Source organism: Roseivirga sp. E12, assembly GCF_017592825.1.
Classification (GTDB): domain Bacteria; phylum Bacteroidota; class Bacteroidia; order Cytophagales; family Cyclobacteriaceae; genus Roseivirga.
The window spans coordinates 708,320-721,783 of record NZ_JAGFMD010000001.1 but is presented as its reverse complement, the minus strand read 5'-3'; the positions used below and the strand labels follow the sequence as shown (position 1 = coordinate 721,783).

The window sequence follows — 13,464 nt, the reverse complement described above, 5'->3', positions numbered from 1 at the left end:
GGTGTAATCGATTGCCAAAACTTCAAAAATGGACAGATTAGAATGACAAAAGGGCTCTACAGAGAAGAATTCGAGAAAGATGCTTGTGGCATTGGTTTTATTGCACAAATAGATAACAAGCCATCGCATAAAATAGTAAAGGATGCTTTAAAAATGCTCCATCGCATGGAGCATCGTGGAGGAGTAGCTGCAGATGATAAAACGGGTGATGGTGCCGGAGTGCTAACTCAAGTTCCTTATGATTATTTCAGGCTTATCGCCACGAAAAATGCCATCCAGTTACCTCTTGATGGTCACTATGGAGTAGCAATGACCTTTATACCCAAAAGAGACAAAAGAGGCCTTTTTGATTCTATAATGATGGAATCAGCTCAAGAGCTAGGGTTAGAATGTATCTGGAAACGGAAGGTAGAAACTGATTCTTCGAAACTTGGATCTTTTGCTCAAGCTAATGAACCGAGGGTTGTACAGTATTTCTTAACGGGAGAAAACTTATCTGAAGAATCATTAAATCGTAAGCTGTATCTGTTTCGAAAGTTGACAGAGTTCAAGGCAAGAGATAAAAATTATGCCAAGGAATTCTATATCAGTTCATGTTCCAGCAAGACGATCACCTACAAGGGAGAATTAAGAACATGGCAATTGGAGGAATATTACAAAGACCTAGGCCAACTCAACTATACCTCGCCATATGCCATTGTCCATTCAAGGTTTTCGACCAACACTTTACCAGAATGGCGCTTAGCCCAGCCTTTTAGGTTTATAGCCCATAACGGAGAGATCAACACTATTAAGGGTAATGTGAATAAAATGCTTTCTCGTGAGGCACTTTTTCAGTCCACTCATTTTACGGCAGATGAAATTGATCTATTGCTTCCTATTTGCCAAGCGGAACTCTCTGATTCAGCTAACCTAGATTTAGCCGTGGAGTTATTGGTTATAGGGGGTAGGAGACTAGACCGAGTATTAGCCATGCTCGTGCCGCCAGCTTGGAGGGAGAGTCAATATCTAAGTGAAGAATTGAAAGCGTTCTATGCCTATCATGCGACTTTTTTAGAGCCTTGGGATGGTCCTGCTGCACTTTGCTTTTCTGATGGAGTTCATATTGGAGCCTGCATTGACAGAAATGGATTAAGACCAACTCGTTACTCTCTGACAACGGATGGCCGATTGATATTCGCCTCAGAGACGGGGATTGTTAACCTGGATCCATCTGAGGTACTGAAGCGAGGTAAGCTGAAGCCAGGTCAAATGTTACTAATCAACCTAGATGAAAACACGGTTGAAGAAGATCAGGAAATCAAAGAACGACTTAGCAAAGAACACCCGTATGTAGAATGGAATAAAAGTCTTATCACACCGATAGATGATCTGACTATCTCTGAACCAGCTTGGTTGGCACGAGAAGAGGAGGAACTTCTGGCAGAACAACTATCTCATGGGTATTCAAAGGAAGATGTCAAATTCATTTTGCCCCCCTTTAGTCAGAAAGGTACTGAGCCTATTGGTTCAATGGGAATAGACTCTCCATTAGCCGTTTTTGCCAAACGGGGGGCGCATATTTCCAATTATTTCAAACAACTATTTGCTCAGGTTAGTAACCCCCCAATCGATCCGATTAGAGAAAAAGCTGTTATGTCCTTAGAAGTCTATTTGGGACAGTCGAACAATCTATTGGAGGACAATGACCCGACATCTCGCAAAATCTCGCTGAAGCATCCTGTTCTTTTACCGAATCAACTTGAAACGCTTAGAACTTATACTGCCAAAAACTTTAAGGGTACAGAACTCAAAGCCTCTTATGATCCTAGTGAATATGACCTTGAAAGGGCTATCCTCAATACAATCGACAAGGCTGAGCAATTAGTACGAGAGGGTGCCAACTTACTAATCATCTCTAATAAGACCACGGATGATAAAGTAGCCATTCCGAGTTTATTGATTGTGGGAGCCATTCATAACCTATTGATAGAAAGAGGTATAAGGTCAAGAGTTAGTTTAATTGTTGAAGGTGGGGATATAATTGAAACGCACCATTTTGCAACACTCATTGGCTATGGAGCCTCAGCTATTTGTCCCTATTTAGCCTTAGATACCATCATAAACATCACTGATCTTCCGGTAGGCGAGGCAATCGATAATTATATCGAAGGGATAAACTACGGTTTGAGAAAGATCCTTTCGAAGATGGGAATCTCCACTTTGCAATCTTACGAATCAGCCCAGATTTTCGAAATTTTAGGCCTTGCTGACGAAGTAGCAGGATTGTGCTTTAAAGGTACAGTGAGCAGTGTTTCAGGTAAAACCTTCAAAGACTTGGAGCAAGACCTGTTGGTCAATTATGAGTTGATCCATGGAAGGCGTAAGTGGCTAAATGGGTTGTCTGATGCAGGTATCTACCAATGGCGACCAGATGGTGAAGAGCACTTATTCAATCCTAAAACTATTCATTTATTACAGAAGTCAACTCGGTTGAATGATTACGACCTCTTTAAGGCATATAGCGATGCCATAGACCAGCAAGAGCTGAAAAATGTGACATTGAGAAGTATGTTTTCCTTCGTGAAGACCACACCAATTTCTATCGAAGAAGTAGAGCCTACCTCTCAGATTATGAAACGTTTCGCTACAGGAGCCATGTCTTTTGGGTCAATTTCAGAAGAAGCCCATACACTCATAGCTAAAGCCATGAACCTTATAGGTGGTAAATCTAATAGTGGTGAAGGGGGAGAAGATGCTTCACGTTTTACGGTAGGCGCTGATGGTATGTTCGCACGTTCAGCAATCAAGCAGGTGGCATCCGGAAGGTTTGGTGTTACAGCCCACTACTTGGTGAATGCTGACGAGATTCAAATTAAAGTAGCTCAAGGGGCCAAGCCTGGTGAGGGAGGACAATTACCAGGCTTAAAAGTCGATGAAAATATTGCCAGAATAAGGAATTCAACTCCTGGAGTCACTTTGATTTCGCCACCACCGCATCACGACATATATTCTATTGAGGATCTTGCACAACTGATTTTTGACCTCAAGAATGTAAATGCAAATGCTGAAGTGAACGTCAAACTCGTGGCTGAAGCAGGAGTGGGAACAATCGCTGCCGGTGTTGCCAAAGCCAATGCAGACAACATACTGATATCAGGACATGATGGAGGTACAGGCGCTTCGCCTTTAAGTTCGATCCAACATGCTGGAGTTCCTTGGGAAATAGGCTTAGCGGAAGCACACCAAACACTGATGCGCAATGGCCTGCGAAATCGAATTAAACTACAGACTGACGGGCAGATTAAAACGGCTAGAGATTTAGCAATTGCAACAATTCTCGGAGCTGAAGAATGGGGTGTTGCCACCGCGGTTCTTGTGGTGCAGGGATGTGTAATGATGAGAAAGTGTCATCTCAATACATGTCCCGTTGGTATTGCCACGCAAAACCCAGAGTTACGAAGACTGTTTACCGGTGAAGTGGAACATATTGTAAGTTTTTTCAACTTCCTGGCAGAAGGTTTACGCGAATTGATGGCAGAACTAGGCATTAGAACTGTAGAAGAACTGGTAGGCCGAACCGACCTATTACATTTCGATAAGTCAAAAGCAACTGATAGGGTTGGTGATCTTGATTTGACACCGCTTTTAGAAAATCCATGGGCCACAAATGATGACCTGCAATGTAAAACTACTCAGCAAAGAGATCGCCTTAGCGGAGTACTAGACCATACCTTGATCAGCCTGGCACAACCTACATTCAAACATGGTGAACGTGTTCGTTTCGAACAGGCAATCACCAATGAAAATCGAACAACCGGTGCTATGTTATCAGGTGTCTTTGCTAAGTCATTCGGGGCTGAAGGGCTTCCTGATGGTACAGTCACGGTTGATTTCAACGGTACGGCCGGCCAAAGCTTTGGTGCTTTCTTAAGTCATGGAATTACCTTCAACCTAGAAGGTGAAGCCAATGACTATGTAGCAAAAGGCTTGTCTGGTGGTAAGCTGGTCATTTATCCATCTCCTCTTAGTACTTATAAAGCTTCAGAAAACATTTTGATTGGTAATGTGGCTCTGTATGGTGCTACCAGAGGCCGCTTGTATGTAAATGGTCAGGCAGGAGAACGCTTTGCTGTAAGAAATTCGGGAGCTCAGGCAGTAGTCGAAGGTGTGGGAGACCATGGCTGCGAATACATGACAGGCGGCAAGGTGGTCATTTTGGGAGAAACGGGACAGAATTTTGCGGCAGGAATGAGTGGAGGTGTCGCATATGTATTTGCTCGTGATTTCGAATTTAGTCAGCGCTGTAATATGGAGTTGGTACTGTTAGAACAACCTGAAGAAGACGATTTCAGCATGCTGAGGACGATGTTGGAAAAGCACCAACGCTATACCAATAGCGTGAAAGCCTTTGAGATTTTAGCAGACTGGAAAGTATCTAAGCACCACTTTATCAAGGTGATTCCAGTAGAGTACAAGCGTGTAATGATGAAAAAGCGAAATTTCAAAAAAGTCATAGGATAATGGGAGATGTTACAGGTTTTCTAAAGCATGATCGACTCAAAAAGGAAAATGAAACCCCTGAGTCTAGAGTAAACCACTTCAAAGAATTCGCTATTCCCTGGAGTGAAAGACAGTACAAAGATCAAGCATCCAGATGCATGGACTGTGGGGTTCCATTTTGCCAAAGTGGTTGCCCATTAGGTAATAAGATTCCAGATTTTAATGATGCCGTTTATCGTGGAGAATGGAAAGAAGCATGGCAAGTGCTGAAGTCTACCAATAACTTTCCTGAATTTACCGGGCGGATCTGCCCTGCACCCTGCGAGGCATCATGTGTATTAGGACTCAATAGTAAGGCTGTTAACATAGAACATATTGAAAAGGAGATAAGCGAAAGGGCTTTCTTGGAAGGTTGGGAACAGCCAATTGAAAAGGTTGAGTCTTCGGGATTTGCAGTGGCTGTTGTTGGGTCAGGTCCTGCTGGCTTAGCGTCTGCTGAAGAACTTAATAAGGAAGGTCATAAGGTAACGATCTACGAACGAGATCGAGAAGCTGGAGGGCTTCTAAGGTATGGAATTCCAGACTTCAAGCTAGAGAAGCGAGTTGTGGAAAGAAGGGTTTCTTTGATGAAAGAAGTAGGTATAAGCTTCAAAACAGGGGTTGAAATTGGTAGGAATATTTCAGCATTAGAACTCAAGGAGAAATACGATTCAGTAATATTATGTACAGGGTCGACCGTGCCCAGGGACTTAGCTATAGAGGGTAGGACATTAGATGGCGTTCACTATGCAATGGACTTTCTAAAGCATCAAAATCAGTTGTTAGCCATAGAAACGCAAGAACACTTAGCTCAATACAATACAAAAGGAAAGCGTGTGGTAGTGATCGGTGGCGGAGACACCGGAGCAGATTGCGTTGGAACATCAAACCGTCAGGGCGCAGAACAAGTGACTCAAATTGAACTTTTGGAAAAGCCATCCCTATTGCGTTTGAAGACTAACCCTTGGCCCGAGTGGCCAATGATTCTCTCCACATCTACTTCTCATGAAGAGGGGGTGGACAGAGATTGGGCGATCTTAACGAAACGATTTGTGGGAAAGAAGGGAAAGCTTACAGGAGTTGAAACGATTAAGATTAATTGGGTGGATAAAGATCAGTTTCAGTATGAGGAAGTGCCCGGTACCGAAAATTTGATCCCATGTGATATGGCCTTTTTGGCTATAGGGTTTAGCCATACTGAACATAAGGGATTGGTCAGCCAATTCGGACTGAAGCTAGATGTTAGAGGCAATATCCATACTAACGATTATCAGACCTCTGAAGAAAATGTGTTTGCAGCAGGTGATTGTCGAAGAGGGCAGAGTTTGGTGGTTTGGGCCATAGCTGAGGGTAGAAAAGCAGCCAATGCCGTCTGTAAATACTTAGAATTGAACGTTGCTGAAGTCTAGGAAGTATCAATTTACAATGACAGGCATGAATCTTTGTATTAAAGCCTCCATCATGTCATAGCCAGCTTTGTTGGGATGAACAAGGTCGTCAGCTGAGGTGTATTTGGGTACTTTCAAACCACCTTCATCATCGACCATTGCTTCATAAAAGTCAATATAGAATACATTCGGTTTTCTTTGTGTGTAATCAAAGAGCATCTTATTCAACTTTGGGATTTTTTCTAGGGGATTCATGTTGGGCTTCCAAGGGTAATCTTTGGCAGGCAGTACAGAACAGAGTACGACTCTGATGTTATTCTTAAGTGCTAATTCTGCCATGCTCTTTATGTTACCTGCAATCTCTTCTAAAGATACGGGCCCCGCATTCTGAGCAATGTCATTAGTCCCAGCCAGTATCACAACAGCTTTTGGATTCAATGCGATTACATCCGCCCTAAACCTTAGAAGCATTTGATGGGTCACTTGTCCGCTGATACCACGTCCTATGTAGTTGTTATCAGAGAAGAATTTTGGACTAAAGTTCACCCAGGCCTCAGTTATTGAATTCCCCATAAAGACAACACGCTTTTCATTCTCCTTCGGCAGGCCTAGCCTTTCATTATCAGCAGCGTATTTCTCAAAGTTGGCATAGGCGGAAATACTAAAGTCATCTTGTGCTGACATGGTGAATGTAATTGTTAGGCATAGTAGAATTATCCAGGTCTTCATTAGTTACAATATAGGCAATGTGGACTTAAAAGAAATTTCCGATATTGAAGCATGCTTTATGATGCTGAAACCCCTAAAGAGTATATCGATCAATTGGAGGATGATTGGAGAAAGGAGAAACTTCTTCAATTAAGAACTATCATTCATGAAATGGCCCCAAGCTTATCTGAAGGTATCAATTATAAAATGTTGAGCTATGCAGATGATCGAGGTGCTGCTTTTCACTTGAACGCTCAAAAAGGCTATGTAAGCTTTTATGTGGGCGATGCTAAGAAAGTGGACCCTACTGGTGAACTACTAACAGGAATTAATATAGGTAAAGGCTGTATTCGATTTTCAAAGTCCGTAAAACTAGCGGAGACAAGAATTGACGAGTTTATCAAAATCGCTGCTCAGAAGTGGGCTGAGGGAAAAGATATTGATTGCTGATGTATCAATAGTTTGACTCAACAACCGTTAGAAAAGAGATTCACAAGAAGTATTGAACAACGAAAATTTAACCCTATGCGCGTCCAAATCATTATCTCATTGCTCAGTATTCTAGGCTTTTTGGCCTGTGATACAGAGGGTAATATTGTTGATGTTCAAACAGAAACTGAAAGTGTAACGCCTGAATTGGTGACTAATGAACTAAATAATCCATGGGGGATGACATTTCTACCCAATGGAGATATTTTGGTGACGGAGAAGGCAGGTTCTATCGTACAGATTTCTAACGGTTCGGTTGTCAATAAATCGGTTACTGGAGGACCTCAAAGTGTTTCTAGAGGTCAAGGAGGCCTTTTGGACATAGAGCTTCATCCTGATTTTGCTAATAATCAATGGGTTTACTTTACTTATTCAAGCAGCGAAGGTGAGGGCAATGGAGCCATGACAGCACTCTCGAGAGCACAATGGAATGGTAGCAGTTTTGAAAATCATACAGTACTATACAAGGGTTCACCCAACACAACTGCCGGTCAACACTTTGGAAGCCGTATAGCCTTTGACAACGAAGGCTATGTCTATTTTTCAATTGGTGATAGAGGCAATAGAGATAATAATCCTCAGGATTTAACCAGAGATGGAGGGAAAGTCTATCGCTTGCATGATGACGGGCGCATTCCTGTAGACAACCCTTTTGTCAATACAGACGGTGCTAAGAAGGCAGTTTATTCATACGGGCATAGAAACCCTCAGGGCATGGCAAAAAACCCTACTACAGGCGAAATATGGACGCATGAGCATGGACCGAGAGGTGGTGATGAGGTGAACATTATTGGAGCAGGAAAAAACTATGGTTGGCCAGTAATTACTTATGGCATTAATTACAGCGGAAGCAAAATCACTGATGAAACTTCAAGAGAAGGGATGGAGCAGCCTGTCACTTATTGGGTGCCATCTATTGCCCCATGTGGGATGGCCTTTGTAAGCAATTCGAAATATGAAGGTTGGGATGGTAATCTGATTGTAGGTTCACTGAAGTTTGCCTATTTGGTAAGACTAGTCATTGAGGATAATAAAGTGGTTAAGGAAGAGAAGATTGCCGAGGGTATTGGTCGCGTTAGAAATGTAGAGATGGGTAATGATGGCTATTTGTACGTGGGTGTTGAAGGTAAAGGCTTGTATAGGTTGAAGCCTTAGTATCTTATTCAAGTACCTCTATTTCTGTAATACTATGGTCATAGATAGATTGCCAAATAGCATCTATACTTAGGTTCTCAATTTTTCCAAGAGCCTCGAGTTGGTCTTTGGAAGAGGCTACAATTCTGTCAAATAACTTGATCATCTCCGGGTCAAAATCAGGAGTCTCTTCGGCAGCAAGTCTTACAAGCATCATTTGATTCATGCATGTTTTTAAAACATGATTAGATGCTAGCATCATGTTCTTATAGACTTCGATACGTTGATTTTGCAGGTATCTCTTGCGCGCAATACGGATCAAATTGAGACTACAGCCGGATAGAAAAAGCACTATGGGTAAAATAAATTCATCGATCTCCAAAAATTCAATTTGGATGGTCAGTTCAACTAACTTTTCGAAGAGATCAAGATCAAAGCATATTGTAGCAAATAGCAGGATTATCGCCAAGAATAAGCCAATAAGGGAATAGCGATAGGTCCCGAAAAAGTCAGAATAGGGCGCTCTTTTCAGAGACGACTTTTGACCCTGACTTGAGGTTGAGTCTTTTGAGTAGTTCAAAACTAGTGCGTTAGGTGAGTAACTAGTATAGGTTGAACTTATGAAATCCTCGAGGATTTTAGAGGTGTTTTATTTGCGAAGCCTCAGAATTTAATGATGGGCTGTTATGGGCAGAGATGTGAGGTAAATCTCTTGGATTTAATCACTTGCCCAATGCCTTTTTCCGTTTGAGGGCAAAGAAGTTTCCTGAAACTAAAAATACCATACCTAGCCCAGTGAAGAATGTGAATTGGAAGTCCTCTAAAAAAGTCGATATTGTTACTGCTACCAATGGTACAAGAACGATGCTATAGGCTGCTTTGCCTGGTCCAATTTCGCTTATTAATGTTAAGTAGGCTACGAAGGCGATAATTGAACCGAAGACAATCAAATATCCCATTGATAGTAAATATCCAGTGCCCGTGTCTATTTCAAGAGGCTTTCCAAGCACAATCGCTAATATGGTCATGATAATGGCTCCATACATCATTCCGAACCCCGTGGCCTGAACAACTGGAATCTTTAGAGAAGAATTCTTCGCACTTGTAATATTACCTAGGCTGGCAATCATAACACTAACTACGCAGAGTGTAACTCCCAAAAATCCATCTTGAGTAGCTTCAAACTGACTGATTTCATTCCAGAAAATGATGGAGGTTCCAATCAGACCAAGAAGGGCGCCTCCAATAACTTTTGATTCTACTTTCTGTCTCAAAAGCAATACTCCAAAGATGATGTTGAAGAATATAATTGTAGAAAAACCAATGGCAACCAATCCACTGTTGATCAGTTCTTCTGCCTGGTAGACAAGCCAATAATTGAAACCAAACAACAAAGCACCCTGAAGGGCCATTCTCAAATGCTGGTTAAGGTTGAACTTGAGAGATCTTTTGGTCAATAGGCAAAAGCCTAATAGCAAAATACAGCTCGCCCAGAAACGATAGGCTACAGAGATCAAAGGGTCAACTGTACCTAGTTGAAAAGTAATGGCGTACCATGTGGAGCCCCAGATTAATACAGGTAGCCCAAAGAGTAATGCTTGTCGTTGTCGTGGCTGAAACATGACCCAATATAGCTGAATTAGTGGCCTCCCATTGGAAGCCACTATGAAGAATTTGACTAGGCCAGTTGAAGTTTTTTCAACTACAGTTTGAGCCCTACATGTTCAGCCAGTAGGTGACCTTGAAAACGATCTGACGATTTTTGATATTTAGCCCTTCGGTGCTGTAATTGTCCGTGTAAACAAGGAAAAAGTCAGACATTGGCTTGAATCTCCATTGAAATCGACTAAAGATATTGTAGTTCTCTGATTGAGAATTGTACTGTATGGCCGTAGTCCAGAACATGGTATTTGAGAAACTGATTTCCGTATTGGCTCTTAGTAAGTGCAAAGTGGTTTCTCCAAAGCCTTCAGCTAATTCTACTTTGTTAAACTCATAGTTTATGCCAAAAGTACCCCAAGGTTGTGCTCGAATATTGAGACCTGTGATAACACCTAATCGCTCACCATTAAAAAAGTCTCCATACCTCACCCTTAGGTCAGCGCTCAATACTTTTCTTCTGTCGGTTAAGTAATTGACAAAGAACTCTGAGAACTGATAATTAGCAACTGGTAGTGGGTTGTCTGCTCCAATCAAATTGGTGGCTACTGGCAAGTTGATTTCTCTTGAGAAACGATTGATGCGTAGTTCTGAAGTATTCTTGAAGATGAAGTCATAAGCAATGCCATGGCCTCGTTCATTCAAACTATTATCTGGATTGAGCCATAAGTTATGCCATGTCCGAATGCCATGCTGGTTGAGCTTACTGTTTTCATTTTCCGGAATGAAACGATAGACCATCCATGGGTTGACTCTAGTATAACCTTGTCTGATAGTTTGCTCTGTGATTGCATCGAAATTGTTAATTCTTGGGTTAAAACCTAGTTCTGTGATGTAGTTCTCACCAACGACATCAAAACTCCATCCCGAGCGTAAATGTCTTCCTCTATAGCCCCCTGAAAAACCGTAAAACGTATTCTTATCTAGGCCTTCATCGGTTGTTGCAGCATGAAATCTTACGGTATTATCCCATCGTCCAGATGGATGCACATAGTTAAATTCGATGCCGCCATTTCTTCCGAAATCATTTCCATCAGCTTGTCGATTGATGAAGAGCGCTTTTAGCACGGATCTTTTTAGAACCCTCTGATGTACAGCAGCAACAGTATAGTTGTTGGCAACAATTTCATCTAAATCACCTGTCTGAATGTTCATTACTCCAATCCTGAGGTTTGGTGTCAGGTTACCTGTAAGTCTCGCCCCATAATTAATTGGGATTTGTTGCCCCTTACTTAGCCCGATAGTCCGTGAAAAGAAAGGTTGTATTTGCCAGCTCCCGAAATTGGAGAAGATGTCTCCATTCTCAAGAAAGAAATTTCGCCTTTCTGGGAAAAATATACTGAATCGTGTGAGATTGGTCACCTGCTGATCTACATCGACATTGGAGAAATCAGGATTCAACGTTAGGTCAAGACTCAGAGAGCCAGTGATTGCCACTTTAGCATCAAGGCCTCCATCAAACTCTTGTTGATAATTTGTTTGTCCTTCTGTGTCTTCAAAGTTTCTGTTGGTTCCACCGGCCAGGTAGGGGATCAGGACAACTTTTCCTTCAGCTTTTTTAGGCTGATCATCCCACTTCAGTGTACCCATAAAGTTGAGGTCGATACCGCCATAGTTCAATGGAAATTGTGTCCAGGTAGAGAATACATTGCGTTGCATATCTCCTCTGATAAAGTTAATTCCCCATTCAGACAGTTGAGTACCATACCTGAGTGTTTTAAAAGGGATGGCCATCTCTACAAGCCAGTGATCATCATAGGCTTTGACTTCAGAATACCACTTATTATCCCAGTTCTCATCGAATTCAGTATCTCCACCATCTAAGCTCAAAAGCGCTTCCATTTGAGCACCTCCCGCATTAACCCCGAAGAAGAACCCGCTTTGCTTATTATTAAAAGGGTCTATTATAACTGTGAAACTATCACTGTTCCAATGCGCCTCACGATTGTCTCTTCGAAGTGATTGGACCACACGTTGTCCTTGGTCGTATAGTTTAGCTTTGATATAGATGAATTCATTGTCGTAAACTGCCCAGACTTCGGTAAGTGCATCTGGGTTGCCAGTGTCTACTGGCCAATGATTCGTGAGGTGATCAATCTTGGCTGCATCTATCCAACCAGGGTCGGCTTCTGAGCCATCAATATCAATTATCTGATTTGTTCTATTAAGCCCGAATATAAATTGATCTCGAGTTTCAGAATCGTTTTGTGCAAGAAGCATGGTTGAGGACATGCTTAAAATAAATGCAATGAAAAACTTCATAGTTTAGAGTGTTGACCTGTCAGTAATGATCAGGTATACTATGACTAAGAGTTTAGGTTACTGTCTAATCTTGGTTTTAGACCAATGAGCATAACGCCCAGACAAACAACAGTTTAAGAGGGTAGAGGTGGTTAGTCGAATAAACCAAAACGTTCGTCTGATTCTTTACAACATACATCTAATAAGCAACAAGTCTGCAACTAATTAGATAAGTTTGAGGTTCGAGAGACAATTCTATTATATGCCGAGAGTCAATTTTGAAAAACTAATCTTTGATAGCCCCAGAGTACTTTGGCATATTATCTTTTGGGTGATATACACCTCCTTTTTCGCCTTAGTATATGGCTCTTTTGAAGAGGACTATAGCAAACAGTTTCAAATTGTTTGGATTGATGCCGTAGTCCAAATTCCGGCAGTATATATCGTCCTTTACTTTCTGATGCCCAAACTTCTTTTCAAAGGTAAGTTTGGACAGTTTTTCATTTCCTTACTATCCATAATTCTAATTTTCAGTGTCTTTATTTGGTTCTGCTATGTATGGGTGCAACACCCCTTATTCTGGGCTGGTGATAACTATGAGCCGGAATTATGGAATTTTGGAAAGATATTTAAGAATACCTCGAAAATATACCCTGTGGTCGCCTTGGCCATTGTAGCAAAGTGGTTTAAGTTCTGGTACAAACAGCAAAAGAATAACCAAGAACTGGCGGAAGAAAAACTTCAAGCTGAGCTGAAGTTCTTAAAAGCCCAAGTACATCCCCATTTCCTCTTTAATACCCTTAACAACCTGTATGCTTTAACACTCAAGCAGAGCAAAGAGGCGCCTGAGGTTGTTCTTAAGCTTTCTGATTTGCTGAGCTATATGCTCTATGATTGCACTGCAGACACAGTGGCACTGGATAAAGAAGTGAGGTTAGTTGAGGATTATATTGTGCTAGAGAAAATAAGGTACGGGGATCGATTAAACGTAAACTTCAATCTGTTTGGTGAAATCAATGGAAGGGCCATTGCTCCTTTGATGATTTTACCCTTTATAGAAAATGCCTTTAAGCATGGTGTTAGTGAAGAGTTAGACGAGTCATGGATTTCTATAGACTTAACACTGAAAACAGAAAACCTAACCTTAAAGGTTGAAAACAGTAAGAGTATTCAGGAAGTGACCGAAGATCGTTTTGATTACAAGCAAGGAATAGGCTTAACAAACGTCAAAAGGCGTTTAGAAATTCTTTATCCTGAGCGGTATCAATTAGATATTCACGAATCTTCTGAATCATTTTTAGTAGTGTTAAAACTCAATTTTTAA

The 13,464-nt window shown here is 41.5% G+C and carries 9 protein-coding genes; 5 read left to right on the top strand and 4 right to left on the bottom strand.

Features of this window, described 5'->3' with window-relative positions; translation table 11 throughout:
- Positions 1-42 precede the first annotated feature (42 nt).
- Both gltB and J4E76_RS03095 read left to right on the top strand, forming a co-directional pair.
- Positions 43-4,503, top strand: a complete 4,461-nt coding sequence (gltB, locus tag J4E76_RS03100; protein ID WP_208501181.1) for a glutamate synthase large subunit — start codon at positions 43-45, stop codon at positions 4,501-4,503.
- Positions 4,503-5,930, top strand: coding sequence for a glutamate synthase subunit beta (locus tag J4E76_RS03095; RefSeq protein ID WP_208501180.1), 1,428 nt, complete (start codon positions 4,503-4,505; stop codon positions 5,928-5,930). The genes gltB and J4E76_RS03095 overlap by 1 nt, the downstream gene beginning before the upstream one ends.
- Before the next feature lie 6 nt (positions 5,931-5,936).
- Here J4E76_RS03095 and J4E76_RS03090 read toward each other — a convergent pair whose 3' ends face one another.
- Positions 5,937-6,638, bottom strand: a complete 702-nt coding sequence (locus J4E76_RS03090; protein ID WP_208501179.1) for an SGNH/GDSL hydrolase family protein — start codon at positions 6,636-6,638, stop codon at positions 5,937-5,939.
- 51 nt (positions 6,639-6,689) lie between these two features.
- On the opposite strand from J4E76_RS03090, the gene J4E76_RS03085 reads away from it, so the two are divergent.
- Together J4E76_RS03085 and J4E76_RS03080 are read left to right on the top strand one after the other, a co-directional pair.
- Positions 6,690-7,067 (top strand): iron chaperone, encoded by a 378-nt coding sequence (locus J4E76_RS03085; protein WP_208501178.1) that lies wholly within the window; start codon positions 6,690-6,692, stop codon positions 7,065-7,067.
- 75 nt (positions 7,068-7,142) lie between these two features.
- Complete coding sequence (locus J4E76_RS03080; protein ID WP_208501176.1) at positions 7,143-8,261, top strand: PQQ-dependent sugar dehydrogenase; 1,119 nt, start codon at positions 7,143-7,145, stop codon at positions 8,259-8,261.
- 4 nt (positions 8,262-8,265) lie between these two features.
- Here the strand turns inward: J4E76_RS03080 and J4E76_RS03075 are convergent, their stop codons facing one another.
- The 3 genes from J4E76_RS03075 to J4E76_RS03065 form a co-directional block, all read right to left on the bottom strand.
- On the bottom strand, positions 8,266-8,820 hold the full coding sequence (locus J4E76_RS03075; RefSeq protein WP_208501173.1) for a hypothetical protein: 555 nt from the start codon (positions 8,818-8,820) through the stop codon (positions 8,266-8,268).
- Positions 8,821-8,962: 142 nt separating this feature from the next.
- A complete protein-coding gene (locus J4E76_RS03070; RefSeq protein ID WP_208501171.1) occupies positions 8,963-9,862 on the bottom strand; it encodes a DMT family transporter in 900 nt (299 codons plus the stop codon).
- Between the two features lie 94 nt (positions 9,863-9,956).
- A complete protein-coding gene (locus J4E76_RS03065) occupies positions 9,957-12,161 on the bottom strand; it encodes a DUF5916 domain-containing protein (protein WP_208501169.1) in 2,205 nt (734 codons plus the stop codon).
- Positions 12,162-12,375: 214 nt separating this feature from the next.
- On the opposite strand from J4E76_RS03065, the gene J4E76_RS03060 reads away from it, so the two are divergent.
- A complete protein-coding gene (locus tag J4E76_RS03060) occupies positions 12,376-13,464 on the top strand; it encodes a sensor histidine kinase (RefSeq protein ID WP_236017262.1) in 1,089 nt (362 codons plus the stop codon).